At 44.1% G+C, this 26,839-nt stretch carries 23 protein-coding genes; 6 read left to right on the top strand and 17 right to left on the bottom strand.

Features of this window, described 5'->3' with window-relative positions:
- Window positions 1-155 precede the first annotated feature (155 nt).
- Window positions 156-656: a plastocyanin/azurin family copper-binding protein gene (locus tag QMA09_RS09170; protein WP_290212867.1), complete on the top strand. Its 501-nt coding sequence runs from the start codon at window positions 156-158 to the stop codon at window positions 654-656.
- Between the two features lie 76 nt (window positions 657-732).
- Here the strand turns inward: QMA09_RS09170 and QMA09_RS09165 are convergent, their stop codons facing one another.
- Window positions 733-1,032, bottom strand: coding sequence for a TIGR04104 family putative zinc finger protein (locus QMA09_RS09165; protein WP_290212866.1), 300 nt, complete (start codon window positions 1,030-1,032; stop codon window positions 733-735).
- 256 nt (window positions 1,033-1,288) lie between these two features.
- On the opposite strand from QMA09_RS09165, the gene QMA09_RS09160 reads away from it, so the two are divergent.
- Window positions 1,289-2,113: a GNAT family N-acetyltransferase gene (locus tag QMA09_RS09160; protein WP_290212865.1), complete on the top strand. Its 825-nt coding sequence runs from the start codon at window positions 1,289-1,291 to the stop codon at window positions 2,111-2,113.
- 85 nt (window positions 2,114-2,198) lie between these two features.
- On the opposite strand, the gene QMA09_RS09155 is transcribed toward QMA09_RS09160, so the two are convergent.
- From QMA09_RS09155 to QMA09_RS09115, 9 genes are all read right to left on the bottom strand, one after another.
- Window positions 2,199-2,546, bottom strand: a complete 348-nt coding sequence (locus QMA09_RS09155; RefSeq protein WP_290212864.1) for a cupin domain-containing protein — start codon at window positions 2,544-2,546, stop codon at window positions 2,199-2,201.
- A 104-nt stretch (window positions 2,547-2,650) separates the two neighbouring features.
- Window positions 2,651-3,703: a threonine aldolase family protein gene (locus QMA09_RS09150; protein WP_290212863.1), complete on the bottom strand. Its 1,053-nt coding sequence runs from the start codon at window positions 3,701-3,703 to the stop codon at window positions 2,651-2,653.
- Window positions 3,704-3,761: 58 nt separating this feature from the next.
- Entirely contained in the window at window positions 3,762-4,877 is a 1,116-nt protein-coding gene (locus QMA09_RS09145) for an MBL fold metallo-hydrolase (RefSeq protein WP_290212927.1), read from the bottom strand.
- Window positions 4,878-5,111: 234 nt separating this feature from the next.
- Window positions 5,112-6,284 carry an ABC transporter permease gene (locus QMA09_RS09140; RefSeq protein WP_290212862.1) on the bottom strand — a complete coding sequence of 391 codons (1,173 nt, stop codon included), beginning with the start codon at window positions 6,282-6,284 and terminating at the stop codon, window positions 5,112-5,114.
- Complete coding sequence (locus QMA09_RS09135) at window positions 6,278-6,967, bottom strand: ABC transporter ATP-binding protein (protein ID WP_290212861.1); 690 nt, start codon at window positions 6,965-6,967, stop codon at window positions 6,278-6,280. The genes QMA09_RS09140 and QMA09_RS09135 overlap by 7 nt, the downstream gene beginning before the upstream one ends.
- A 5-nt stretch (window positions 6,968-6,972) precedes the next feature.
- The gene (locus tag QMA09_RS09130; RefSeq protein WP_290212860.1) at window positions 6,973-7,836 is read right to left on the bottom strand and encodes an efflux RND transporter periplasmic adaptor subunit; all 864 of its coding nucleotides are present in this window, start codon (window positions 7,834-7,836) and stop codon (window positions 6,973-6,975) included.
- A 348-nt stretch (window positions 7,837-8,184) separates the two neighbouring features.
- On the bottom strand, window positions 8,185-8,472 hold the full coding sequence (locus tag QMA09_RS09125) for a hypothetical protein (RefSeq protein WP_290212859.1): 288 nt from the start codon (window positions 8,470-8,472) through the stop codon (window positions 8,185-8,187).
- Between the two features lie 340 nt (window positions 8,473-8,812).
- The gene (locus tag QMA09_RS09120) at window positions 8,813-9,262 is read right to left on the bottom strand and encodes a hypothetical protein (RefSeq protein WP_290212858.1); all 450 of its coding nucleotides are present in this window, start codon (window positions 9,260-9,262) and stop codon (window positions 8,813-8,815) included.
- Between the two features lie 207 nt (window positions 9,263-9,469).
- The gene (locus QMA09_RS09115) at window positions 9,470-9,868 is read right to left on the bottom strand and encodes a RidA family protein (RefSeq protein ID WP_290212857.1); all 399 of its coding nucleotides are present in this window, start codon (window positions 9,866-9,868) and stop codon (window positions 9,470-9,472) included.
- A 420-nt stretch (window positions 9,869-10,288) separates the two neighbouring features.
- Here QMA09_RS09115 and QMA09_RS09110 point away from each other — a divergent pair, with 420 nt between their 5' ends.
- From QMA09_RS09110 to QMA09_RS09100, 3 genes are all read left to right on the top strand, one after another.
- Window positions 10,289-10,984: an ABC transporter ATP-binding protein gene (locus tag QMA09_RS09110; RefSeq protein ID WP_241666137.1), complete on the top strand. Its 696-nt coding sequence runs from the start codon at window positions 10,289-10,291 to the stop codon at window positions 10,982-10,984.
- A complete protein-coding gene (locus QMA09_RS09105; protein ID WP_290212856.1) occupies window positions 10,977-15,521 on the top strand; it encodes an FtsX-like permease family protein in 4,545 nt (1,514 codons plus the stop codon). Before QMA09_RS09110 ends, QMA09_RS09105 begins: the two co-directional genes overlap by 8 nt.
- 265 nt (window positions 15,522-15,786) lie before the next feature.
- Window positions 15,787-16,128: a hypothetical protein gene (locus QMA09_RS09100; RefSeq protein ID WP_290212855.1), complete on the top strand. Its 342-nt coding sequence runs from the start codon at window positions 15,787-15,789 to the stop codon at window positions 16,126-16,128.
- 140 nt (window positions 16,129-16,268) lie between these two features.
- Here QMA09_RS09100 and QMA09_RS09095 read toward each other — a convergent pair whose 3' ends face one another.
- Window positions 16,269-16,580 (bottom strand): type 2 periplasmic-binding domain-containing protein, encoded by a 312-nt coding sequence (locus QMA09_RS09095; RefSeq protein WP_290212854.1) that lies wholly within the window; start codon window positions 16,578-16,580, stop codon window positions 16,269-16,271.
- A 222-nt stretch (window positions 16,581-16,802) separates the two neighbouring features.
- Here QMA09_RS09095 and cyoE point away from each other — a divergent pair, with 222 nt between their 5' ends.
- Window positions 16,803-17,663 carry a heme o synthase gene (cyoE, locus tag QMA09_RS09090; protein ID WP_421958243.1) on the top strand — a complete coding sequence of 287 codons (861 nt, stop codon included), beginning with the start codon at window positions 16,803-16,805 and terminating at the stop codon, window positions 17,661-17,663.
- A gap of 421 nt (window positions 17,664-18,084) precedes the next feature.
- Here the strand turns inward: cyoE and QMA09_RS09085 are convergent, their stop codons facing one another.
- The 6 genes from QMA09_RS09085 to QMA09_RS09060 form a co-directional block, all read right to left on the bottom strand.
- Entirely contained in the window at window positions 18,085-19,287 is a 1,203-nt protein-coding gene (locus tag QMA09_RS09085) for an aminotransferase-like domain-containing protein (RefSeq protein ID WP_290212853.1), read from the bottom strand.
- A 607-nt stretch (window positions 19,288-19,894) separates the two neighbouring features.
- Entirely contained in the window at window positions 19,895-21,331 is a 1,437-nt protein-coding gene (locus QMA09_RS09080) for a DHA2 family efflux MFS transporter permease subunit (RefSeq protein WP_290212852.1), read from the bottom strand.
- A gap of 164 nt (window positions 21,332-21,495) precedes the next feature.
- The gene (locus QMA09_RS09075) at window positions 21,496-22,833 is read right to left on the bottom strand and encodes an NtaA/DmoA family FMN-dependent monooxygenase (RefSeq protein WP_290212851.1); all 1,338 of its coding nucleotides are present in this window, start codon (window positions 22,831-22,833) and stop codon (window positions 21,496-21,498) included.
- Between the two features lie 353 nt (window positions 22,834-23,186).
- Window positions 23,187-23,612 carry a MarR family winged helix-turn-helix transcriptional regulator gene (locus QMA09_RS09070; protein WP_135502251.1) on the bottom strand — a complete coding sequence of 142 codons (426 nt, stop codon included), beginning with the start codon at window positions 23,610-23,612 and terminating at the stop codon, window positions 23,187-23,189.
- 298 nt (window positions 23,613-23,910) lie between these two features.
- Window positions 23,911-25,227: a PQQ-dependent sugar dehydrogenase gene (locus QMA09_RS09065; RefSeq protein WP_290212850.1), complete on the bottom strand. Its 1,317-nt coding sequence runs from the start codon at window positions 25,225-25,227 to the stop codon at window positions 23,911-23,913.
- 826 nt (window positions 25,228-26,053) lie between these two features.
- A complete protein-coding gene (locus QMA09_RS09060) occupies window positions 26,054-26,764 on the bottom strand; it encodes a hypothetical protein (RefSeq protein WP_290212849.1) in 711 nt (236 codons plus the stop codon).
- Between the last annotated feature and the right edge of the window lie 75 nt (window positions 26,765-26,839).

Here is a 26,839-nt window from a genome sequence, read left to right as displayed (position 1 = left end):
AAACAAAAAAAGGATTGAGCGCTGTTTACTGGCACTCAATCCTTTTTTGCGTCAGCAGCGACCACTCCTGTTTGGTGTTTCTTTTTGGAATTGTAATCTAATTCCCCTTTTCTTGCGTTCTATAAAAAAGAGCAATTTACAAGGAGGAGAAGAAGATGATCAACAAAAAATTCGGGTTAATCCTAGCAGCAGGCATTCTTGCCTTGGCGGCTTGTGGAGAAGAAGAACAGCCTGCAGCCAATGAAGCGACAGAAGTTGAAGAACAAGAAAGCGCACCAGCTGAGGAAGCGGCTCCAGAAGCCGAAGAAGAGATGCCTGAAGAAGATGCGGATGAAGAGGAACCTGCAGAAGATGAAACGGATGAAGCCTCGGCTGAAGCACCTGAAGCTATGAGCGGCGCTGCATCAGCGCTATTAGCGAATGGCGAAACAACCAGCTTCGTGTTCAATGAAGCTGGAGAGTTTGCAATCTTTTGCGAGCCTCATCCTGTGATGAAAATGACGGTTGTGGTAGATGAAGATGCGGAGCAAATGGATGAAGTTGAAATTGACATTGCAGATTATGAATTTGTAGAAGAAACCATCACAATTGCACCTGGCACGACCATTGTATGGACGAACCAGGATCAGGTCCAGCATAATGTCGCGATTAAATAAACGCCCCATGTAGAATGTGGCTATGAAAAAAGCAGCACAGGCATTAGAACCGTTGCCTGTGCTGTTAACCGTTTAATTACCACAAGTGTTCTTCTTCGTTTGAAAATTCCATGAGAACCGGATAAATAGCCAATAGCGAGAAAAAAGTCAGCACCAGAATCCCTAAAGAATAAACCGGCGGCAGCTCAAACAACCATGCAACGAGCATAACAGAAGGAGTCAGAAGACCTGCTAAGCCCCATTTTTTCTTGGATGGATTTGTCGGATATTGCTTTGTGCTGCAATAAGGGCAGATCATTCCTGTGTCGAGAAAAGGCATTTTTCTGATTGTTTGGGTCCATCCCCATCGGTTTTTGCAGTTCTGGCACGTCGGCATCGGTTCTCCTCCACTTCTTTGTTTCGTTTTCCTGTCACTTAATTCCATATAATTACCATAACACACTAAAAAGAATCATTCAGCCTTAAAGTCGAAACTTTCAAACTAATTACGGTTTAATTGTTTTACTTATTGTTCTTAAATTAAAAATATTGTGCGAAGATGTTCTGAAGCTTATGATGAAGAGAGAATTCATGCTGAATTCTTTTAGACAGCATGAACAAAAACCCGAAAATTTAGTGTTGAGGAGATCGATATGTTAACGACGGAACAATTTACCGATATTGAACAATTGCAAAAAGAAGTGGAAGCGCATGACGGACTCGAAATGAAATTGAACTGGGACATGCTGCGGAACCGGTCTACCGAAGGGCTTGATATGCTGCATTACGAAAAAGAGGAATTGATAGCGTTTTTGGGCATGTATCCTTTCGGTTCAACGATTGAAGTGACAGGCATGGTAAAGCCCAGCGAACGCCGGAAAGGCCATTTTACGCGGTTGTTCGAAGAGGCGATGGGTGCAGTCAGACGCGCAGGCTTTAAGAAGATTTTATTGAACGCCCCGGCTAGTTCATCAGCAGCCAAAGAATTTTTACTGCGTCAAGGAGCCCGTTATGCATTTTCGGAGCATCAAATGCAATGGCAGCCACAACCGCTTGAGAACACAACAGATGATTTCATCTTGCGGGAAGCAGCTCGAGAAGATTTGGAATTGCGTGTACGCCTTGATGTGGAGGTCTTCAATGTCTCCTTGGAAAATGCGGTAGCGACCGAAAGCCGGATTAATAGAGACGAACACACAGAGATGCTGATGATCGATGTCAGTGATAACACCATCGGCAAAATCCGTGTGAAACGGGAAAATGGACAAGCATGGATTTATGGCTTTTCAATCTTGCCCGAACACCAAGGCAAAGGGTTTGGCCGAAAGGTACTGCGCCGCATCGTCAAACAGCAAAGTGAACGCGGCCATTCGGTTCACCTGGAAGTGGAAACGAAGAATGCCAACGCCTTGCGTTTGTATGAGTCCGTCGGTTTTGAAATAGTCCATGCGCAGGATTATTATGAGTTTGACAAGTAGTTTTCAAACTGGATAATAGTAAACAAAAAGGGAACCCACAAAATCGGTGGAGTTCCCTTTTTGTTTTATTTTAATAACGATTTCACTATAATTTCATCGATGAAGCGTTAAGCTCCTCACTTTCAATTACAATTGCAGTTAATCCATTTGATGTTTTGGTTTCATGCCATTCTCCCTTATTCCAGAAGGCTGCTTGGCCTTTGTGGATCTTTATGTATTCATTACTGTCTCCCCTAACCCAGCCTTCTCCAGCGACAACTAATAGAAGTTGAGGCAGAACAGCTTCATGAAAACCAATTACTCCGCCTGCTTCTAAGTACATACAAGCTACGTGCGCTGATTTCTGAGTCTGTGTAATACGTGACATAACAAAATCAGAATCAAATTTTGTTACTCGCTTTCCTGCCTCTTTGTTAAATTGAACTATTTTCACGTGAGCCCTCCACTTCGAGTTTCTTCATTTTAAATCTACACGATCGATTTCACCTTTATGCCAGTTATCTTTCCTGACGATTTCTTTCAAGAACTTCTCTAAATTCATTTTGATTTTTGCATTGCCAACAACTCAATATCTTTCACTAACGCCTCTACATGCTCCCTTTTGGTCGACCAGCTCGTGCAAAATCTGACGACGCTTTCGCTTTCATTGACTGTTTCCCATTTATGGAATGAATACTTTTTTCTCAAAAGTTCAATCTGTTCGTTTTGTAGAATCGGGAATTGCTGATTGGTTTTTGATTGATACTTGAATTCGAATCCGTTGCTTTCAAAAGCATTTCGGATCGTCATTGCCGCATCAATTGCATGCTTGGATAGCTCCAGGTACAACCCATCTGTGAACAGTGTTTCAAATTGGATGCCCAAAATACGCCCTTTTGCCAAGAGTCCTCCTCTTTGTTTGATCAAGTAACGAAAGTCCTTCTTCAACGCTGGGTTTGTAATGACAACCGCTTCCCCGAACAATGCCCCAATTTTCGTTCCGCCGATGTAAAAAACATCACATAGCTTCGCGATATCTTCCAACAATAAATCATTGCCCTCCGCGGCTAAACCATACCCCAATCTCGCACCGTCGATCATTAACGTGAACCCACATTCAAGGCACACGCTCCGCAGCGCTTCCAGCTCGGATTTGCTGTATAGCGTCCCGAATTCCGTCGGATTGGAGATATAAACCAACGCGGGTTGGACAACGTGTTCATGGGTGGCATCGTTCCAATGTTCTTCGTAAACTCCCCTAACCTGCTCGGCATCGATTTTTCCATCACTGCTCGGCAATGGCAGTATTTTATGGCCAGTCGCTTCGATCGCACCCGTCTCATGCGTCGCAATATGGCCGGAATGCGCAGAAACAACGCCTTGGTGCGGGCGCAGGATCGACGAGATGATTGTGGTGTTGGTTTGTGTTCCGCCAACCAGGAAATGGACATCCGCAGTTGGATCGCCGCAGGCTTCCTTGATCAGGTTTCTGGCAGACTCGCAATAATCATCTGTGCCATAGCCCGGCGTCTGCACTTCGTTGGTTTCCATCAAGCGCTCCAATATACGTGGATGTGCGCCTTCTGCATAGTCGTTTTCGAATCGGATCATGTCGGTTTTCTCCTAACTCTATTTTTTTCGAATACAGGGTTGGCATTAATCGGTTTTCTCATTTCCACCATGCTGAAGCAGGAACAGCCAATCTTCCATCCATCCCAATAGTTTCCCCGATTTGAGGCGCCAGAAGATCAACATCATTTTCTGCAGCAGCTTGTACGGCCCGTTCGATCGGCTCTGTCCAGCCATGGCGCGCAAGCGTAAAAGCACCCCAATGTGTTAACAGCATGTTCTTGCCTTGTACATCGATATTGGCCTGTACGGACTCTTCAGGAAGCATATGGGATTCTGGCCAGCGTGTATCGTATTGCCCACCTTCAATTAATGCGATATCAAAAGGTCCGTATTTATCGCCGATTTCCTTGAAATGCCCTTCATAACCGCCATCTCCGCTGGTATAGAAACGGGTTTGTTCTCCAAGAATGATCCAGCCGCCCCAAAGCGTCGAATTCCGGTTGAAAATCCCTCTGCCTGAGAAATGTTTGGCCGGCGTCAAGGCGATGGTCAATCCTTGGAATTCATGTTCATCCCACCAATTAAGTTCCGTAATCTTTTCTTTTGCAACTCCCCATTGGATCAAATGATTACTGACGCCATATGGAACATAAAAATGAGCGACCTTGCTTTTCAGTTTTTTTATTGAGGCATAATCCAAGTGGTCGTAATGATCATGCGTGAAAAAGACTGCATCAATCGGCGGCAGCTCTTCTACAATATCCAATAGGTCCTCGCTATAGCGTTTCGGCCCTATAAAGGAAACCGGTGAAGCTCTGTTGCCCAGCATAGGATCGATAAGGATTTTCTTATTATCAAGACTCAATATAAATGCAGAATGGCCCAGCCATGTCAGGCTGTCTTCTTCGCCTTTAATCTTGTCCCAATTAATCTCAGAAACAGGAAGTTCACCGGATGATGGACTTGTTGCGCTGGGTGATGAATTAGAGTTCTGCGGTGCCGAGGGGCTACCCGCGCTGCCGCCTTCTATCGTTGACTCTTGATTGACAAATTTGCCGTCCTTATAATTATCAAACGTATTATACAGCACTTCTTGTTCCTTGCTTGGGTTAGCGCCAAAAGAAGGATGGAGATTTAAAAACAACAAAAGGACCACTCCTAACAAGGCGATTATTAGTGTTAAATAAATCCCGATTTTCTTGATGATCCGCATCTTGCCTTTTGATGGAGCTTTTCTTTTCTTTTTGTGCGTTGCAGGATGTTCTTCGAGATTTGACATTTCATCACTCGCCTTATGGCTTTATTAACAAAAGGCACTTGCTGCACAGTGAAAATACCTCTTTCACCCTTCTGCTTTTCTTCATCATACCGAAAAAGAAGCAAAGGCAGCAATAAACTGCTTTGCTTCTTCATTATAAAGAAATCATTGCCCAACAGCCTGTCACTCCTATACACGCCTCAAAGCTTCTATCGGATTCAATTTAGATGCTTTTCTAGCTGGAGCGAATCCGAAAACGATGCCGATCGTTGTGGAAAAGCCCAGAGCCAAAATGATGGTTAAGGGTGACAGCAAGAAACTGGTGTCCATTAATGCACAGATTGCATAGGCTCCCATGACACCGGTTACGACGCCGATGATTCCGCCCATAAGCGATAAAAAGATGGCTTCCATCAAAAATTGCTGCTGGATTCGCTTCGGTTCCGCTCCCAATGCCTTCCTGAGTCCAATTTCCGCGGTCCTTTCTGTAACAGATACGAGCATCATATTCATAATGCCAATACCGCCAACCACCAGCGAAATGGATGCAATGCCCACAATCAGCAAAGACAGCGTCGTGATCATCCGGTTGATTGTTGCCAGCATTTCCTGCGTATTGCGGATCAGAAATCCTTCACCTTGATTTATAAACGACTCATTCAGTTCGGCTTCGATCGCGCGCGAGGTCTTTTCAGACTCCTTGGAGTCATCCATATAGACATCTGCCGCCATGATGGAATTGGTTCCAAGCAGCCGCATCGATGTCGTGTAAGGGACGATGACTGCCTCATTAATGGAACTCGATGAGAAAGCATGCGATTGTTGGAGTGTGCCAATAATGGTGAAGTTCATGCCGCCGATCAACAAGGTTTCACCGATAGGGTCTTTGCCAAAAAATAATTCACGGGCAATCGTAGAGCCGATCAAACTTACTTTGTTTTCACTTTGAATGTCTAATGGATTGATCCCTCTACCTGTTTGGATCAAATCTTTGTTTTTCGAAAAATAGACATCGTTTTTCCCGTTCACGCTCACATCTTCTTTGACGCCTCCTGCAGCTGCAACCTTAGTGAAGCCTGTAACGGTCGGCGACACTCCGGACACATTGTCAATTTCTTCAAGGCGCTCGATATCTTGCGGCAGCAATCCCTGTTTCAAAGGAGTACCCACAGTTGTTACAATGATTCGATCTGCCTGGAACGTAGCAAAATCATTGGTCATGTCGTTTGTAACACCTCTGACGATGGTAATCAGCGCAATTATGGAACTTACCCCAATAACGATGCCCAGGGTGGTCAAGGCTGAGCGCATTTTGTTGTGGACTACGTTCATCCAGCTCATTTTCAAGTTTTCCCTTAGCATCCGGCTTCCTCCTCCGTGAGCAGTCCATCCAGGATGCGAAAGATCCGTTTCGCATTTTTTGCGATTTCCGCATCATGAGTAATCATGATAATCGATTTCCCTTCCCTGTTTAATTGGTGGAAGAGCTCCATGATTTGCTGACCAGTCTTTTGGTCAAGCGCACCGGTCGGTTCATCGGCAAGCAGGATTGTCGGTTCGGTGACCATCGCCCTGGCAATGGCCACACGCTGCTGCTGGCCACCGGAAAGCTGGTTGGGCCGGTGCTCCATTTTCCCTTCAAGACCGACTCTTGATAACATTTCGGTTGCCCGCTGTTCCCGTTCTTTTTCACGGACGCCTGCATAAATCAGCGGCAGTTCTACATTATGCCTTGCACTTAAGAGAGGCAGCAGATGAAATTGCTGAAAAACAAAGCCGATTTCCTTATTGCGGATCGCTGCCAGCTCTTTTTCATCCAGTTCCTGAACTTTTTGCTGTGACAAGGTGTACTCGCCTTCTGTCGGAGTATCCAGGCAGCCGATCATGTTCATCAATGTGGATTTCCCGGAACCGGATGGCCCGAGGATCGCCGCAAAGTCCCCTTTATTGATGGACAGATCGATATTTTTGAGAACCATTTGCTCTTCTCCACCCAAGAAATAGGACTTGCTGATGCCGGTCATCTTCAAAATTTGCTCAGCCATGATTCTCATCTCCTCCAGAAGAGCTGCTGCAATAACCCTTCTTCGTCAAGTGCGCGCATGACTTCATCGCCGACCGATACGCCGCTTTTCACTTCGACTCTCATGCCGTCATTGATTCCGGTCGTAATAGGTTCTTCTCTGGGCTCCCCTTCCTCTGATGGCAGCAGCACATATGGCTGGTTCTCCTTATCAAAAAGAATCACTTCCATCGGCAGCGTAGTCACTTCTTTTGCTTCTGCTTTAACAAGCTTCGCTTCTGTACTCATGCCGATCCGCAGTCCATCATCCTGTTCGAGGTCAATCGCCGCAATAAAATAAGAGACACCATTTTCATTCCGTGCTTCTCTTGAAATAGCGGTGATAGTACCAGCTAGTTCTTTGCCCAGTGCGTTGATGGCAACCCTGATTTTCTGATCAATTTTCAAATACTTGTGGCTGAATTCGTCAACTTTCACGTTGGCTTTGAAATTAACATAGTCCACTATGCTGATCATTTCGATGCCTGCTGGCACTTGGGCATTTTTCTTGATTCGAATTTGTGTAACTTCACCGTCTATTGATGATTTGATTTCTTCGCCTAGAGTCGACACGAACAGGACCTCGCCCTTTTTAACTACATCGCCTTGCTTCACTTTCACTTCGCAGATTTCCATCGGTTTATCACTTATCACAATTTCTCTATTTTTGGAGTCAATGGTCCCCGGAAAAAGATGGTAAGTCGTGATATCTCCCGTTTCGGCAATTTCAGATTGGAAAGCTCCGGTTCCTTTTGGCATAAAAACAGTCGCTCCAGCAATTGCTGCAATGACAAGGGCAACAAGACTCCATAGCAACCATTTCCTCTTTTTATGCTTGGTTTTAGCAGCCATATATCTCACCTCCATCCCTCGGTGCACTATCGCTTGCGCATATGCTAAGTTTTATCTGAATATGTAAAGGTTCAGCTGACGAGATATGCTATTTCATGTCTCAAATGAAAGAGATTAATATTAATAGACTTTTAATAAATTTTTATTAAAAATAATAAATTAATACTAACATAAATATTTTCATTAATCAGTTTTTTATGATTTATTTCACCAATCATAAATCGGAAATATGGCTCACAGATTATTTGCCAGAGCTTGGCATCATGTAATATCTTTGATCCCCGCTGGAAAAGAGAGAATAGGAAAAGGCAGCCCTGGAGGCTGCCTTTGGTAAATAGCTGGATGGAATTATCGCTGAACGGCTGGTCCTGCCGCCAGCAAATCGTTTTTTGCCCGATCTACGAGCTTGCCAATCATCAAGTCCTCTTCCATATCAGAGCGGGAGTAATCGACCTTTATTTTCTTTTCCGGTTCATCTTGAGAATCGATGGCTCGGATTTTGACTATGGAAGTCATATCTATGAAAGTTTCATTATCGTTCCATCCACGGATTTCTTTTTCCCAGAACGAATGTCCATTTTCTAAAGTACCATGGACAATGTTGTCATCCAGTTCAATGTATTTATAAAATTTCATTCTTACACCTGCTTTCAAAATTTTAAAGACTATTCTTCATATACTTATTTGAATAAGGGATTTTTCCACTTGGTGTATAATACCCTTTTCATGCAAAATAACACATACTTTTGATGCAGCTACCTCTTAGGCAAGCAGTGTTCGCTTACTTTTTGCTAAGAATCCGTTTTTTTGAAACCAACTTCCGGGCATGAACATGAAAGCTATGAAATTCATCGCATAAAAAAAGACGTCTTTAAAAAGGCGTCTTTAAAAGAGAATTTTTTATAAACAAACTAAATGATGAGTGTTTTATTCTTGTTCAACTGCTTGCATCCAATTGAATGGAAACGCGGAAGACTTATTTAAGCTGCACCGCTTTGCCGCCCGATTCCAGATAAAGTTTTAAGCTGGTGCCTATGCTCGAGCCTGGATAGTAATCCACTTCGCAGTAATAATCGCCTTCTTTGATCAGCGGAACCTGGTCATGCTCGTATTCAGCCCACGTATCATCGAACATTGCTTCGACCGTGAAAACATCCTCTTCAAGCTCTTCCATAACGATTTCGCATGCGCCTTCATAGCGGGACGGTTCTTTCGCAATGACCGCAGGCAAATCCATCGCATACGAAACAAACGTCACGCCAAATGCAAAAAGCAGAAACGCCGGTATCACGTACCGAAAAAAATGATATGGAAGGCAAACCTCCGTTTTTCGTTTCGCCGCAGCATCCTCCAAAAATAATAACACCAAGACAACGTAATGATAAACGTCAATCCCAAGACAACATAATACGACAACTTCCTGCACTCCTTTGAATATCCTCTATAAGCTTCTTTATCAAATATACTAAGGACTTGTGAAGAAAGCTATTTAATTTTTCCAATTCTTTCTAAACTCTTCTGCATACTGGCTCTTTATGCAAAGAAAACTTCTAGGTAGAAATTGATAGCATACTTCTGAACTAAGGAACATACAGACTCTAGCTTGTACGCTGCACATTGCCGCACTTCCCCTTTATGGTTTAGCAGCCCAGATTTCAATTTCCACTTTTATCTCTGGTAACCCCAATGCAACTAGATAGCCGATCGTCATCGCCGGAAATTCATCGGTAAATAAATCGATCCATTGCTGATTCAGCCATTGCCAATCGATTTGTTCGATTGCCCAGATGTTCACTTTGACAATATGGTAGGCTTCCAATTCTTCTGCAGCTAAGATGACTTTGATATTTTTGAAAGTGTTGCTGATTTGTCGGTTCATGCTCTCCGGAAAGCTGCCGTCCTCATCCATCCCGACTTGGCCCGAGGCTACATACCACTCAGCATTTCGTGGAATTTTGGTGATATGCGTATAATTGCCGACCGGTTCTGGCATGCCCTTTGGATTTCTTCTTGTTATTTTCTTGTTCCCCATTAAACTGCCCCACTTTCTATGATTTTTCTTTTACTTTACCAAATAAATATTTTTAAAACTATTTGGATTTTTTATACGGCAAGACAATTATTTAAGCTATTTATGTTATTGAATTTAAAAACTTCTTAAAAATTCACCATTGACGAACTCCAGTTTTTTCACTAATTCCAGCAACGATTTCATTAATAAAATAGCTTATACAAGAATCTGCATGAGCCATTAAAATTCTTTTCGGAACTAATATTTACAACATTAACATAGAAGAATGCGATCCTGCTTCTTCTTAACGAGAACCCATTATATGAACCAGCTGATTTTAGTTAATTGGTTGATGATGATAAAAAATCTTTTACATGCGCTAAAATTTGGTATATTTGGAATAGGTAAAATTTATCAACTTTTTTGATGGAGGCGTATACATTGAACCAGACAATCGAATGCCGGAAATTAGCAAAAGCTTTTCAAGGTGACGGCGTTAAAACAAATGTATTAAAAAATATTAATCTCGTACTCGAAGACGGCGAGTTCATCTCATTTATCGGTCCCTCCGGTTCTGGGAAGTCCACCCTGCTCAGCCTTTTAGGCACACTCGATGATCCGACTTCAGGCGAGCTGCTGCACGGCGGTGAACCGGTCAACCGGCTAAATAGCCGCCAGCTCGCTGATTTCCGCTTTCAGAACATCGGCTTCATCTTCCAGCAATTTCACTTGATTCCCACCTTGACTGCGCTTGAGAACATCATGGCTCCGCTGTTTGGCCGAAAAGTCAGTTACAACAAAAAACAACGCGCACTGGAATTATTGGAAATGGTCGGACTGCCCGAAAAAGCGAATGCACTGCCTTCCCAGCTTTCTGGCGGCCAGCAGCAGCGAGTTGCCATCGCCCGCGCACTTGTCCATCAACCGAAATGGCTGTTGGCGGATGAGCCGACCGGCAACTTGGATTCCGAAACCGGCGAAATCATCTATCAATTGCTGCATGCATTGAATCGGGAAAAAGGATGCGGCGTTCTGTTTGTGACGCACGATCCGCAACTGGCCGACCGAGCCGACCGCAAAATTGAGATGTGCGATGGCGAAATCGTTGCCGACTCGCAGGTAATTCATCATGCTTAAGTTTATCTGGAATTCCTGGTGGCGAAACAAAGAGCGCTTTATCCTGCTCATGGTCGGCGTGTTGATCTTGAGTACGGGCTTAAGTTATTTGATCGGTGTTACACAGGCCAACAACGGTACCGTCGTAGAAGAACTGCAAAAGAGATGGAAATCTTCTTATCACATTGTCGTCCGTCCGCAAGGCAGCCGCAGCGTTACGGAAGAATTGAACCTGCTGGAACCGAATTATTTGAGCGGGCTGGAAGGGGGCATTTCACTTCAGCAATATGAGCAGATCAAGGCGATGGCCAAGGTTGAAATTGCCGCTCCGATCGCGATGATCGGTTCGAACACGAATTATGTAGACCTTGAAAATCCCGCTATTACTGAACCTGGCATTTACCGCATGAAGATGACCGAAGAAACGAATACTGGAGCCCAAATCGAAGTGGACGAAACTTCTGTTTATGTGACAGCCGGCGCTTGGCAGCCCGGTGGTGAAGTGGCAATCGATTATGGCATTTCACCGGGCATCCCGAATTTGTCTTACGGTACTTCCATCATGATTGCGGGCATAGATCCCGAAGCCGAAGCCGCAATGGCCGGGCTGGATCAAGCGATCATCCCGAGTGAGTCAAGCCGTTATTTTGATGAAGAGGATACGTTCTCCGCCACAGGAGAAGTGATGGGCGTTCCCGAATACAGAATTCCGGTTTTGATCAGCAACCAGGATTTTGTAAATGCCAAAATCACTTATCGATTTGAAAAACTCGATATCCCTTTTGACAAAGATCAGCAAGCCATTGCTGAAGACATTTTAGCAAAAGGCAAAGAGAAATACCTCGACACGCTTAAAGGGACACCCGTTAAAGAATTTACTTACCAGACAACCGATGTACACGAAAAACTGATCAAAAAGGTTCTCAATCCTTCTGATGATGGGATAATGACCGTCCCGGATCAAGCGTGGATTGCATTAAAACCTTCTACTGTGAACTATTCACCTGTCACCAGCCCCTTTTCGGAACGATGGCCTTATGCCTATGAAGTCCAGCCATTTGAACTTCCGGAAGATTCACCATGGGCCATCAAAAACATGTACCGCCAATTTAATCCTTACAGCGTTGACAGTTCAGCTTGGCCAAAATTGCGCTTGGATTTTGTCGGCGTATTCGATCCGCAGAATCTCCGAATTTCCAAAGATCCGCTGACGGAACTGCCGATGGAAACTTATTTCCCAGCCAAAGCGCAATGGGTGATGGATGCGGAAGAAGTTCCGGTCAATCCTCCCGCTGACATGAAACCGACCAACGATGATTATGGCTTTTTGACAAAGCCGCCACTGGTTTTGACAACACTTGAAGCAGCTGCTCAAATTTTAGGGGAAACCCCGATTTCTGCGATCCGCGTCAACGTAAAAGGCGTCGAATTGATGGATGCGGAAAGTGAAAAAGCCTTACAGGATGTTGCTGCCGAAATCGAGCAAAAAACCGGTCTTATAACTGACATCACGCTGGGCTCTTCCCCGCAGCTGGCATTAACCCACCTCCCCTCCCTTGGAGAAGAAGAGGGCCTTGGCTGGGTTCAACAGCCATGGATTAAAATCGGTTCGTCGATTTCCATTTTTAAAGAAGCCAAAATTGGCTTGAGTGGTGTGATTGCCAGTGTCATTCTGGTTGCCGTCGTTTACGTTTTCGCTTCCAGCATTATTATGCTTGTCGCCCGAAAAAAAGAATTCGCCGTCTTATTGGCGCTGGGTTGGCGCCCTTCTCAATTATCAAAACTGCTGTTTTGGGAAGCCACCATCCTCGGCATGCTTGTGGCATTGATCAGCTGGTTTATTCTCGGCTTATTTTTTGTATCCGGCAGTGTCGACACTTCGGCGTCCCGCGTCTTTTTAATCGGCTTGAGCGGACTCGCCATTTACTGGCTTGGCTCCCTTATCCCGATTGCATTGATACGGCGGATCCAACCGTTTGAGTCCATGCGTTCCGGCGAAGTTTCGCACCGGGCGAAACGGTTTGTCCGTTCGGAATCTGTTATCGGCATGAGTTTCAACAATTTGTTTTCGCAATGGCAGCGCAGCGTGCTGTCCGTTCTCGCCATCGCGGTTCCGACCAGCCTCTTTATCTTCTTCCTGTTCGTGACATTCCGTTTGAAAGGCGTTCTCTACGCGACATGGCTCGGAGAATTCGTCGCGCTGGAAGTCGGAACGATGCATTATGTCGCAATGGGCGTCGCTTTATTGATCGCGATATTGACGACGACCGAGATCATGTGGCAGAACGTTTCCGAACGGCAATCCCAGATTGCGGTGTTAAAAGCAACCGGCTGGCAAAATAATAGCGTGCGTATGCTTGTTTTATGGGAAGGCATTCTCACCGGATTGGCAGGTGGGGTAATCGGAATAGCGATTTCGCTGGTTCTGATTTACTCCCTATATGGCCAACTGCCGATCGAAGAACTCGGGTTCCTGTCACTGACCTTAATGATTCCGGTTGTGACCGGTGTGCTCGGTGCCCTGCTCCCCGCACAGAAAGCGGCGCGCACTTTGCCTTATCAGGCGATCAATGGCACGCTGCATAATTCGAAAAAAGTGGAAAGACAATTTAAATCGGCTTTGGGCATTGCAGGAGCGGCCTTGCTTGTCGGTCTCTCCTCGCTGTTTCTGTATACAATGCCTGAATTTGATAATGGATCAAGTGCAAGCATTTCTGAACAAGCTACAACAGGTACTGAAGGACAAGTAATGGCGGATGTATCCAAAAAAGATGAACCGAAGCAAAGCCAAGCTTCAGAAGACAGCCAGCAACCGGCTGCCGGCGAAATCGAAAAACTTCAGGAAACGGCTTACCGCTCGTATGTATTGGGAGACGGGACCGATGCAGCAGCAGACTTTAGAGTAGGTGCGCTTGTAGCAGCGCCTTCCGATGTAAAAGTGTCGAATGAAAAAAATCGATTGATTTCTTTCCCGGTGATCCTCGACCTTCCTGGAGAAAACGATGGCTCCTCCACTACCTACAAACCGAGGGCCTTTAAACTCATCGACGACAAAGGGACGAAGTATTCGGTTGTCCATATGGATGTGACCAAAGGAAAAGAAAGATGGCTCAACCAGTATAAATTTTTGCTGCCCAATAAAATGACGGCCGTGTTGACATATGAAGTCCCAAAAGATCTCGATCGCGCTGTCTTTGTGGCGAAGGGCGAATTTTACCCGAGCCCTGTCGTTGTGGAAATCCCGCTTACCGAAACTGCAGCGGCCAGTCCGCTGAAGCCTGGCGCCAGCGCCGCATACAGGATTGAAATGGACTTGAACGGAGAAGATGTTTTCCAAATACACGCAGAAATCGACGTCAAAAATGAGTCGCAGGATTCCTGGAACGATATCGGTTTTTATTTCATTCCGAATGCGTTGACGGCTGCCAATAAGCCGGAAGTGATGGCAGACGGTGCCGAAACGGCGATATCAAAAGTCCATATGGATGGCCAGGAAATTCCGTATGCACTTGACGGCAACCGCCTTCTCTTACAATTAGAGCAAGAATTAAAGCCCGAAGAGATGAAGACCGTGAAAATCGACTACACGCTCAAGCTTCCTGAAAACGGCCTCCGCTTGGCGCAAGTCGAAAATAATTTCTATTTGGCGCAGTGGTACCCGATGCTAGGCCATTACGACAATGGCTGGAAAATCCACGACTTTGACAGCAAAGGCGAATCGTATCACACGTCTTATGGCAACTATGAAATCGCGTATCAATTGCCCGGTGAATACCTGGTCGCCAGCTCAGCGCAAGACGGTGAAGCAGCACCGATGTCAACAGGCACCTTAACAGGCAGCAACATAAAAGATTTCTACCTGGCATTCCTGGATCCCAACGCTTGGCATACGGAGACATCGAGCATCAATAACACCGCTATCCGTATTTTCGCACCTGCCGATGGACCGGATTTCACAGCTAATATGCTGGCTGTGGCGGAAGACGCTTTCGGCTTTTTTGAAGAAAAAATTGCGGAGCATCCTGCCGCAGAGCTGGATGTCATCGGCAATGATGGGGCGATGGAATATCCGAATATCATTGAAGTGAGCAGCAGCCCCAAAGAATTTGAACACACCCTCGTCCATGAAATTGCCCATCAATGGTTCTATTACCTAGTAGCCAACGATCCTTATACAGACGCATGGCTGGATGAGAGCATTTCAGAATGGGCGGCGTCCATGTATCTGGAACAAAACGCAGACATGGACCCGTTCGGTTTTTCCAGATCACTGGCCGAGACGAATTCCACCGATGCCGTTGTCAATTTGGCTTTGAGCGAATTTCCGGACGGACAATACTACTCTACGGTTTATGGGAAAACGCCGCTTTTGCTGCAGGAGTTTTTTGAAAGGATTGGCGGACAAGAACAAGCTTTCAGCTTTTTGTCGGCATACGTGAAGCAATTCCGCTTTCAATATGTTGACAGCCGCGTATTTGCCGCTTTTTTTGAAGAAGAAATAGAAGGGGACCAGCAGGAGTTTTTGGAAAGCTGGCTTCAGCTTCAAGAGCGAGAATGAGCATTATACAGAGATTCATCGGTAAAATTTAAAGAGAAAGAGGCGGCTGAAATCGGCACTCCCCCCTTTCTCTTTTTCAATTCACTTTATTCTGCGTTTCTTTATCGACCAAAGATCTTAACTCCCTTTCCTTCTTTTGTCTCACAGCCATTTACTTTGCATACCTTCAAAAATTAAAAGGTTTAGATCCTATAAAAGAAATAAATTTGTTCGCATTACTAAATGTTAAAATAAGTTACACGCAACTGAAAGGAGCATTTGTACCATGAGATACTGCAAAATTCGGGTTAAAATGTTTAGCAATAAGAAATTGTATAAAAGATTAACGCGGCTGCAAGAATTCCAAAAACCGGACACCCGGTCGATTGATGTCATCCTTTCGGAAATTGCCCAGCGGAACCCCGTGGAGTTTGAGGATGCAAAGATCGAAGTCGAGGTGGAGAAGTCCAAACGCCACATGGTGAGGGAAGTAAAGGAAATACTCTATTATGAGATCAAGTACTATGAGGATTATCTTGCCAAGCCAGCGTCCGAGACTGATCCCTATGAACGGAAACTTCGAGCGGCAAAACTTCAAATGGTGCAACAAATACTGGCTCATCGCTGAAACTAGCCCAACCGAACAATAAATGGAGGGGCTTTTTTGCTTTCTTCATTTATCCCAGCGGTTCTTTAAGAGACAATGAGCCAGTCTCCCTTTTCATGCAAAAAAAGAAGAAACCCCTCGTTTAGCTTCTCCCCTTCTGATCACCCACTTGAGTTGGATTTCTGTATGGCAGCCTGAAGGTTTTCGATAAACAAATCTGCGGCTTGGGAAAACATTTGATGCTTTTTCCAGATGACGTTTAAGTTCACTTCCAATTTCGGCAGCAATGGCCTAAAACAGAGCACACTGTCTCCGCTTGTATTCACCAGCTTATCCAGGCACAGCGCATAGCCGATGCTCTCTTGCACCATCAATGCCACGTTGAAAATCAGGTTATAAGTTCCCACAATATGGAGGTCGTCAATATTCCGGCCGAAGCACAAAGAGAAGCAACTGAAAATCAACTTCTCCATTCCGATAAAGTTTCCCTTACTTCCAAAAAGTTCATAACCGTCAAACGCTTTAAAATTCCACTTACTTTGTCGAGTTAGCCTTAGAATGTTCATATGTATACATAAAAAAAATTATTCTTTAGAAATTGGTTTATCAAGTAAGGTATATTAACCTTTGTAGACATAAAGGAGCTGGAACGAAAAGTGATAGAACAATCCCAAAAAAATTTATGGGCACAAGTCGTGAAAACCGGAATCATCAAGTCAAATTTGATTCCAATGCTCGCCGGACTTATGCTTGCATTATATACGTATCAATACAGTTTTGTAGACAATATCGCAAATATTATGTTTGCGCTTTTCGGTACTGCTGCCGTTATTGCAGCAGCTGGTTCATTCAATAATATTTATGACCGCGACATTGATTCGATAATGGCACGAACAAAAAATCGTCCAACCGTTACCGGCACCATACCACTTAAGAAAGTGGGAATCGTTGCAGTTCTGTTGTTAGGCAGTGGGCTCGTTTTATTGTACCTGGCAGCTCCATTAGCCGCTTTTCTTGGATTTTTGGGCATATTCTTCTACGTGATCCCTTATACCATATGGACAAAACGCTATACCATTTGGAATACAGAAGTGGGGAGCATCTCAGGCGCGATGCCGCCTTTGATTGGATGGGCTGCAGTAGGGCCGGATATTTGGCATCCTGCATGCTGGGCTTTATTTTTAATACTCGTCATTTGGCAAATGCCTCACTTTTATGCGATTGCCATTCGCAAGCATGAAGATTATGCTGCTGCCAATATTCCCATGCTGCCAGTCGTAAAAAGCAGAAAACGCACTTACCTCCAAACCAACACGTATCTAATTTTGTTGGTGTTTTCCAGCTTGTTATTCTTGCCGTTAAGCCTGGGCCTGACTTTGGTTTCACTGATTTTAGGGTTAATTTGGCTAGGCTTGAGTTTATTTGGCTCACACAAGGCGGGAATCGAAGTCTGGGCGAATAAAATGTTCTTATTTTCCTTAGTGCACATGGTCGGCATTTACTTTACTGTAATTATTTACGCTTCAATCGGGCTGATTCTAACTGCAATTTCTTGAACAGCTTAAGTGTCATTTTGCTCGGCATCACGATTTGTTATTCAATAGGCTTTTCGAATAAAGAAGAAGATGAAATGTTGTAATTCATCTTCTTTTTTATTTTTGGCAATTTACCCGAGGTCTTAAATAAAAACTTTATATTCTACTTACCAAAGTACTATATTGAGTTTTCCATAAAAAAGTATTTTTGCAGACAAAAGACCATGAAGATGCACTGTACAGTCTTTGCTTTTCCTTTCTACTTAAGCAGCTTCCGATAAACTGCTGATGTGCCAACTAATCTTATGAATACTTTTTTCTCGCATGTGTAATGCCCTTAGAGAATGTAACCTGTCTTCTGAGGAAATCAAGTTCAAAACGAACTTTTTCATCACCATTATCGTTCACACTGACTAACCTTCGAAAAAAAGCAAAAGACGGGTTATTTCACCGTAGCTTCTCTGCTTAATTCTTGATGCAGTACTTCTCCGATACGCTTCATGCCCTCAACAATTCGTTCTTCTGAAGAGTTTGAAAAGTTTAACCGAAGCGCATTTTTTTGTGAGCCAGTTGCGAAAAAGGCTTCTCCCGGCAGCACAGCAACGCCGTTTTCAAGACAGGCAATCGAGATCTTTCTCGCGTCCACATTGACGGGAAGTTCCACCCAAATAAACAATCCCCCTTCCGGTTTCACACAGGAAACCGCGTCGGGAAAGTATTGATTGACACAGGCATGCATCGTGTTGCATCTGTCGTGATAAGCGGAATTGATCTTTTCAATATGCACATCGATATCATTCTGTTCCATGTATTTCGAAGTGAGCCGCTGCGCAAAGCCATCGGAATGCATATCCGCGGACTCCTTGAATCCCATGTATTTTTCGATGACGACTTCATCGGCACAAATCCAGCCAAGCCGAAGCCCTGGTGCGAATATTTTAGAGAAAGAACTCATGTAAATGACGCGGCCTTCTCTATCGAAATGCTTGATCGGCGGAATTGGTGTTCCCGAAAAGCGGATGGCACCGTAAGGATTATCTTCCAGAATCAATACGTCGTATTGTTGAGCCAGCTCCAGCATCCGCTTTCTTCTATCCAGGCTCAGCGTACGGCCGGTGGGATTTTGGAAATCTGGTATCGTATAGATGAATTTTGCATGGGGATTTTCTTGAAGCCTTTTTTCCAATAGTTCCATAAGCATGCCGTTCTCATCCATCTCTACGTCTACAATATTGGCATTGCAGATGTTGAAAACGTTAAGCGCCGCCAGATAGGTTGGGCTTTCGCAGATGACCGTATCCCCCTCATCCAGAAAAAGGCGTCCCGTTAGGTCAATCGCCTGCTGGGAACCCGACGTAATCATAACTTGGTTCAAATTCGCTTGTATGCCGATTGCTTTCATTCGTTCAAGCGTTTTTCGGCGGAGCGGTTCAAAGCCCTCGGTCGGACTGTATTGAAGCGAAACCGGTCCGTCTTCTGTCAGAACAGCTTCACTTGCCGTTTTCAGGGCCTGCATGGGAAACAGTTCTGCTGCTGGAAGTCCGCCGGCAAAAGAAATCAAATTGGGTTGTTCTGAAGCGGTTAAGATGATCCGCATATCCGAAGGTTTCATCGCGTTGGCTCTCTTGGTGAATTTATGAATCATTATGTGATCCTCCTATATTCTGTGAAATAAAAAAAGCAACTTTAGCATCATCTCGTCCGCCCGTTTATAATTAATGAACGATTCCAGCGAGTGCAATCTGCCGGCAGCTAAGAACTGGATCCAGGGACTGCTGTGTTAGATAATAGAATTCAATCCTGTTTCCTTAAGAAAACATACTACACTAATTTCACATTCAATAGGTGTTGGTGTTTAGTCTTGATTTTGATTTGGGTTCATTTAAACATTTTTTAGAGCCAAAAAGTTCTTCTTCCAAAAGGAAGCAGTTGTTCTTCTTATTGAAAAAATACACTTTGCACCAATCGGAAGATAACTTAATACTCATCGATGAAGTAAAATACTCTTTAGATTTATCATTAAAACTTGCATTAATTAATTGCCGAAAATCATTTGGAAAGATACCTCTTAAAGACAAAATGGGAGAAAAGATATGCTATTTGCTTAGCCTCTTTTCTCCCTCTGTATTCATGCTCCTTCTAATAATATGGTCATATGTAAACTAATTAGCTATTAAAATTAATTTACTATAGTTTACGCTTCTTTTAAGTTAAATCTGTATTTTTTTAAGAATTTTAGTGTTTCTAAAATCTCAATGTGGCGAATTGATCATTTCACTCCGGACTACGACCCGTCGAATGAAGAACCCGAGGATCAGGCCGACCATAGCAATCGCCACTGTGAACAAGAAGACGTTTTGCAATCCCGAAGCCATCGCATTCGCCATTTCTGCCGGCTGAGCCGGTGCGGAAGAATTGTGTAGATAAGTATCCATACCCCCAGTCAAAATACTGATGGCAACCGCCGTACCGACTGCACCGATTACTTGCTGCAGCGTGTTCATGACCGCCGTACCGTGTGGATATAATTCGGGCGGCAGCTGATTCAATCCGTTCGTTTGGGATGGCATCCAAATCATTGCAATCCCCACCATCAACCCGACATGCAGCGCTACGATAAACGCCACGGATGAAGCAGTAGTTAATGTGGTAAAGAACCATAACATCGTCGTCACGAGAAGAAGTCCTGGAATGACGAGCCATTTCGGTCCATATTTATCAAACAAGCGGCCGATTAATGGCGAAAGCAACCCGTTCAAAGCACTGCCAGGCAATAGCATCAGTCCGGCAATGAAAACAGACAGTCCGGCCCCTGTTTGCAGGAACATCGGCAGGATGATCATGCTCGACATAATAATCAACATGCTCATCATGACCAGAAGCAGTCCGACCACGTACATCGGAAATTTGAACACACGCAGGTTCAACATCGGGTCTTTCATCGAGTTCTGGCGCAGGACGAAGAAGAACAACGCAGTCAGCCCAATGATGATAGACGTGATCACGACCATACTGCCCCATCCCGCTTCTCCTTCACCCGCCTTGCTGAAGCCAAAGACCACTCCTCCGAAACCGATAGTTGACAGCAGGACTGAAAACAAATCGATCCGCGGTTTTGTCACTTCGGTGACGTTCTCCAAATACTTCAGCCCGATCAACAGCCCCATCACGAGGAATGGCAGCGAGAACCAGAAAATATAATGCCAAGTCAAGTATTCGATTAACAGACCACCGATTGTCGGTCCGGTTGCTGGTGCAAACATGATGACCAGTCCGACAAACCCCATGGCCGCTCCCCTCTTTTCCGGAGGATAAATGACCAGAATGGTGTTGAACATAAGGGGCAGCAACAAGCCCATACCGGCAGCCTGCAGCACCCGGGCCACCATCAGCATCTCAAAATTGACCGCTAGAGCCGCAATTAAAGTCCCGGAAATCAAGCTAATAAGCGCCCCAACGAACATTTGTCTTGTGGTAAACATTTGCAGCAGCAAGCCACTGATCGGCATCAAAATACCAAGCGTCAGCAAAAATCCGGTCGTTAGCCATTGTGCGGTTGCCGCCGAAATTTGGAACACATCCATTAAATTCACCATCGCGATGTTTAAGGCGGTCTCGCTGAACATGCCCACAAACCCGACGATGAGCAGCGATGCCAAAATCGCTTTTGTATTGTATTGTTTCTTCATTTTTTCTCTCTCCCAGTAACCTGATTAACTTAATAATGGTTTATTTTTTTCAATGTCTTATTTAAAATACAAAAGCCTGAACGGCTATTTGTTTATTTCCAGATTTTCTTTATTACTTTAAGCAATTGTAGAAAATGATTTATTAAAACCTTCTCGTTTATAAATTATTTATCCTCAATACTTCCGTATTGATAAGGAACGCCCATATTTTCACGCAGTGTTTTCCCTTCATACTCCTTGTGGAACAAACCGCGCTCCTGCAGAATCGGAACCACCTGCTCCACAAAATCGGCTACGCCGTCGTAGGCCATATCCGGAACAACCGAAAAACCATCCGTCGCGCCTGCCAAAAACCATTCTTCCAGGAAGTCTGCCACTTGAACCGCGGTACCGGCAACGACCGGGTGGTAATTGATGACGCCATGCGCCAGCACATCCCGTATGGAGAGCCCTTGTTTCACCAACTGCAAAGCGCGGGGAGAACGGGGATCCTGCGGATTGGCAAACGCGCGTGCTAGCAGGTCAGCCGGCAAAGGCTGATCGATATCTATTGTGTTTACCGATAGCCGTAACCCCACCATAGAACCCAAATAGCTGACCCGGCTAGGAATCTCTTCCGGATTGAAACTCATTAACTGTCTCCGCCGCTCTAGGCCTTCTTCTTCCGTCGCGCCAATCGAGAACATAAAGCCGGCATACATCTTGATGTCATCCGGATTTCTGCCAAAACGGGCTGCACTTTGCCGGAGCGCTTGCCGGTGTTCACGTGCAGATGCAATGTCGTATGGGTTCGCATAGACACCGGATGCGTATTTCCCCGCTAATTCCAACCCTTCAGCTCCGCCGCCGGCTTGGAATAGTACCGGCTGGCCTTGCTCTGAAGGAGGGATTGGCAATGGGCCGCGGGAAGCGTAATACTGTCCTTGAAGATTGACCGGCTGAATTTTTTCCATATCGGCAAATTCCCCGCCTGCTGCATCCAGCGTATAAGCGTCTTCCCCCCAACTGCCCCATAATGCCTGGACAATCTGGATCGATTCATGCGCCTTTGCATATCGTTCTTGTCGGCTGGCCACCTGCATACCGAAATTCGCTGCCGCTGCTGGCGTGGATGAAGTCACCGCATTCCAGCCTACACGGCCGTGGCTGATGACATCCAGCGCTTTGAACTGGCGGGCAATATTATAGGGATAATTAAACGTTGTGGAATGGGTTGCCACCAGTCCGATATGTTCTGTTTCCCTGGCCACCGCCATAAGGGCAAGCATCGGATCCATCGGAAAACTTGGTGTCTGGGGTCCCAAATCAACGGTTAATGCCGGTGTATCCGCAATGAAGATCATCTGGAATTTCCCTTTTTCCGCTATTTTCGCCCGTTCCACATAATTGTCCATATTCGTATAGGCTGCCGGATCGGTGCCCGGCATTCTCCAAGCGCTGAATTCGCCTCCGTAGCCGGAAACCATTTGTAATGCCATTTGCATCTGTTTTTGTTTTGTCATGTTAATATTCTCCTTTATTTTCAATAAACCCGCATAGATATTTTTTTCCGCAACTTATAAATTGCTAAATACAGTCTTTCTAATTGATTGCTACTCTACTTGCCACTTGATGTTAAATGGATCGTTTTTGAGTCTAAACAAAGGCCGATCTTTTTTACACTTATTCCGTGACGTTCCTCTAAGCATGTAAATGTACTATCTTCAAGCCTTGCAGATTTTCCTGCACTTCTTATTTCTTTGCATTTATTTAGCTTACTAACAAAATAAGTCTTGATCATCTAGGAATTAACGCCTATAGCGATTGGGCATTACCACACATTATTTAGCCTGCTAAATAAGTATTCGAAGAGAAATTAAAATAAATTACTCTCCATCCGCTTCATTAAATCCCTTAAGACCAAACGCTCTTCCGGTGAAATGCCATTCAGCAATTTTTCTTGCTGCTGCTTCCATTTGAAATCAACCGGCTTTTCCAGCTCTTTCCCTTTGTCAGTCAGATAGATCCGCATGACCCGACCATCTTTCCCATCGCGCTTACGGATTATAAATCCGTTTTGTTCCAGCGACTTAACCATATTGGTGACAGTAGGCGGTTCACACTTCAAATGATCAGCCAATTGCATTTGGGTGATGCCATCACCTTCCCATAAACGGGCGAGCAAATTGTCCTGCCCAACATAAAGGTTAATTTCTCGTAAGCTTTCACTATAATCCCGGCGCATTTTGGATGATACTTTATCCAAAGATTCACGGATATCACAATCTACGGAGACTTTCATTGCTTTCCCTCCAGCAGGTTTATCTATTTAGCCCACTAAATATACCATCGGAATTTCCAGCCGTCAACATTTATTTAGCACACTAATTAAAATTTGTAGTAGTTCACTTAAAGTATTCCTGTCCATCATTAATTTTCTTATCTTCAAAAAATCTTAAAAAGAATAAAGAACTGAACCCCGAATGGTAGACACTTTAAAAGTGCCCCCAATTCGGGTTTCAGTTCAGACATTGACATATGGTTGGGAGCTTTTAGAGACTACTAAATTATTTAGCGTCTTCTTCTATTTCAAAGTCACCTTAACTTGCTGCAGTAATCTTGTAAATCTTACCGCCATCAGTAATTGAAATAAGCGCGCCATCCTCAGTTACAAGAATATCACGGAAACGTTCGCCTTCTTCAGACAATAAACGTTCTTCCCCAACGATGATGTCATCTTCAATAACGACACGTGCAATATAGCTCGACACTAAACCACCGATGAACAAGTTGTTTTCCCATTCAGGAATTGCGTCGTTGTCATAGAATGCCATACCACTTGGCGCACTTGTCGGATCCCAATAATATCTTGGTTCAACAAAGCCTTGCGCTTCGTGTTCTGAAATACCATCATTGATTAATTCACCAGTGTACTCGATACCGTAAGAAACAATCGGCCATCCATAGTTATTAGCTGGTTCAATAATATTCAATTCATCCCCAGCTTGTGGACCGAATTCAACAATCCATAAGTCTCCTGTTTCAGGGTTGAAGTCCACACCTTGAATGTTACGGTGGCCGTAGCTGTAAATGCCATCCAGTGCGTCTTCATCTTCGACAAATGGATTTGTTCCTACTGCTTCTCCATCTTGTGTAATGTGAATTACTTTACCCAAGTAAGCATCCAAGTCTTGTGCACGTTCGCGAATTGGATCATCTGAACGCTCACCAGTTGTCAAGAATAGGTTGCCCTCCTCATCAAAGATAATACGTCCACCATAATGCAAATCACCATCATATGCTGGCAATGCTTGGAAGATCACTTCAAAATCTGCTAGTGAGGTTTCATCTTCTGATAAAACACCTTTACCGACAGCCGTTACAGTACCATCTTCGGCATTTTGTGAAAACGTCAGAAATACCAATCTTGATTCGTCAAAATCAGGTGCAATGGTTACATCAAGCAACCCACCCTGACCTTCGCTATTCACTTCTGGTGTACCTTCGATTGGATCTGAAACAGAGCCATCTTCAAGGTTTACAATTAGAAGTTCTGCTGAATCTCTTTGCGTAACAAGTAAGCGGTTTGGTTCAAACTCTTCCATCCCCCAAGACACGCCAAGACCCTCAACAACAGTTTCCACATCAAGTTCTGTTTCAGTCACTACTGCAGGTGCTCTTGTTTGTTCTGGAAATGCTGGTTCAAACTCAGTAACTTTTGGGGCAGATTCTGCACTTCCATCAGCGACTTCTTCAGCGCCTTCTTCAGTGCCCTCTTTAACACCTTCTTCTGTTGCAGCATCCGAATCAGCAGTTGATTCTTCGTTTGAAGTATCCTCATTGCCACATGCTGCCAGAGCCAATACAAAAATCAGCATTGTAAGGAACATTAATCTTGACCACGAAACCTTCGCCATTGCTTTTCCTCCCCATTTCTAAAATATTTAACTGGATATATATTAAATTTCAGTCCCCTGAAATCCAGTACCGAAAACTGTTAAAAATTTCACATCCTAACTAAAAATATGAAACCTCTTTGAAATAATGCTATCACAATTGTATTAAAATAAACAATAATTTGACTATTTTCGTGATAAATGGGAATTATATTAGTATTGATTGGGATAACGACATTTAGAATTATGAGCCGCTTCCAGATATGGCCGTATTGTATACCTTCTTAGGAGAGCTGAATAACTCAGAACCTCTCCCCTGTGAACAAAACTCCGACCCGATCGGAAACTCCCGGAATAAAGGAATACACAGAGCTGTCTCTTCACTAAGATGACCGTTCAAGGATCCGCCTAACTTTACTCAAGGATGGATCTATCCATTACGGGTTTATAGTTGTGTATTTTTAAAATGAGTCAAAATGTGTTTGCCACAATGTGGAGCCTATTTCAGTAACAACACTATGGATTACACGAATGCGTTTCCACACTACGAGGCAGTAAATGTAGTTTTTAGGAAGCAATTACAAAGGGAGAGAAGATATGCCTTATCGGCTTCTTCTCTCCCTTCTATTTTTATAGCTTCCGATAATCCCTCATATGTAAACCTAATATTTAAAAATTCTGAGTGATATTAAGATAATTTCTTACAAGCATTAAATAAATAAGCAGGTTGCCTTAATGATTATCATTCTCTAAGGATGTCTGCTTAATTATAGTAGGGCTTTTTGCGGGATGTGAACAGCCTTTTTCTTAGGTACATAAAACAACACGAAAACCGATCGCACTTTTTCTACCACTCGAAGAAAAATTTCAAAGACATCGTAAGGGCAGAGTATATGACGACAGCAACTGCGAAAGTAGGAAAGTGAGTTTCTTTTTCGCTTGGCAACTCATGTGTAAATACGTGAAACATCATTGCTCCAGCGATAAAAGCGAAAACAATTGAATTTAGGATAGGGTTTAGGTTTACAGTAAGGGCAAAAATCCAGCCGGCGACGATTCCCAATGCAAGTACGTATTTTCCGTATTTATTATATTCTACAGGGAATTCTCTCCACATATCATGCGCTACTGCAATGAAATGCAGGCCGATCGCTATACAGTAAAAGATTGCCTGAATAACAGAAACTTCAAAAGAAAGAACTGTAAAGGAAACGAGGGCATTATATAATGCGTAAAAAGAAATCGCGGACCAAAACGAGGAGGTATGGGATACATAATTCTGTGTGATAACAATCTGAAGTCCGTGGAAAACAACGACGCCGATAAGTCCAACAAAATAAATCTCCGATTCCATGGTCAAATGACGGTAAGGCTCTTCAATATTAGCCTGCTCTTTATGAAGCGTTGGGAGTAGGTATACGAAAATGTAAGAAACAGCAAGTCCCCCGGAAAAAGAAAACCATCTGATCCGCTTTAATCTTTTTGACGGGAGGAGTACATTAGCAAAAAAATGAATGATGATATAAACGATACCGACGACAAACGGAATAAATGACATTATTATACCTCCAGTCAGAATGGTATCCCTTTTTTCTTCAAGGAATATGTATACATATATTATACATTTGCAGTT

Source organism: Planococcus sp. APC 3906, assembly GCF_030407685.1.
Classification (GTDB): domain Bacteria; phylum Bacillota; class Bacilli; order Bacillales_A; family Planococcaceae; genus Planococcus; species Planococcus koreensis.
Note: the sequence above shows the minus strand (reverse complement) of the source record. Positions and strands in the feature narration are given on the sequence as shown.

Coding starts and splice junctions, on each gene's coding strand:
- QMA09_RS09095 (WP_290212854.1), bottom strand. CDS start 16,580: ATGGAGAAGTTGATTTTCAGTTGCTTCTCTTTGTGCTTCGGCCGGAAT.
- QMA09_RS09065 (WP_290212850.1), bottom strand. CDS start 25,227: ATGGCGAAGGTTTCGTGGTCAAGATTAATGTTCCTTACAATGCTGATT.
- QMA09_RS09080 (WP_290212852.1), bottom strand. CDS start 21,331: ATGAAGAAACAATACAATACAAAAGCGATTTTGGCATCGCTGCTCATC.
- QMA09_RS09145 (WP_290212927.1), bottom strand. CDS start 4,877: ATGCGGATCATCAAGAAAATCGGGATTTATTTAACACTAATAATCGCC.
- QMA09_RS09085 (WP_290212853.1), bottom strand. CDS start 19,287: ATGATTCATAAATTCACCAAGAGAGCCAACGCGATGAAACCTTCGGAT.
- QMA09_RS09135 (WP_290212861.1), bottom strand. CDS start 6,967: ATGGCTGAGCAAATTTTGAAGATGACCGGCATCAGCAAGTCCTATTTC.
- QMA09_RS09150 (WP_290212863.1), bottom strand. CDS start 3,703: ATGATCCGATTCGAAAACGACTATGCAGAAGGCGCACATCCACGTATA.
- QMA09_RS09070 (WP_135502251.1), bottom strand. CDS start 23,612: ATGAAAGTCTCCGTAGATTGTGATATCCGTGAATCTTTGGATAAAGTA.
- QMA09_RS09165 (WP_290212866.1), bottom strand. CDS start 1,032: ATGCCGACGTGCCAGAACTGCAAAAACCGATGGGGATGGACCCAAACA.
- QMA09_RS09060 (WP_290212849.1), bottom strand. CDS start 26,764: ATGTCATTTATTCCGTTTGTCGTCGGTATCGTTTATATCATCATTCAT.
- QMA09_RS09170 (WP_290212867.1), top strand. CDS start 156: ATGATCAACAAAAAATTCGGGTTAATCCTAGCAGCAGGCATTCTTGCC.
- QMA09_RS09125 (WP_290212859.1), bottom strand. CDS start 8,472: ATGAAATTTTATAAATACATTGAACTGGATGACAACATTGTCCATGGT.
- QMA09_RS09105 (WP_290212856.1), top strand. CDS start 10,977: ATGCTTAAGTTTATCTGGAATTCCTGGTGGCGAAACAAAGAGCGCTTT.
- QMA09_RS09075 (WP_290212851.1), bottom strand. CDS start 22,833: ATGACAAAACAAAAACAGATGCAAATGGCATTACAAATGGTTTCCGGC.
- QMA09_RS09130 (WP_290212860.1), bottom strand. CDS start 7,836: ATGGCTGCTAAAACCAAGCATAAAAAGAGGAAATGGTTGCTATGGAGT.
- QMA09_RS09100 (WP_290212855.1), top strand. CDS start 15,787: ATGAGATACTGCAAAATTCGGGTTAAAATGTTTAGCAATAAGAAATTG.
- QMA09_RS09115 (WP_290212857.1), bottom strand. CDS start 9,868: ATGGGGAACAAGAAAATAACAAGAAGAAATCCAAAGGGCATGCCAGAA.
- QMA09_RS09160 (WP_290212865.1), top strand. CDS start 1,289: ATGTTAACGACGGAACAATTTACCGATATTGAACAATTGCAAAAAGAA.
- QMA09_RS09140 (WP_290212862.1), bottom strand. CDS start 6,284: ATGCTAAGGGAAAACTTGAAAATGAGCTGGATGAACGTAGTCCACAAC.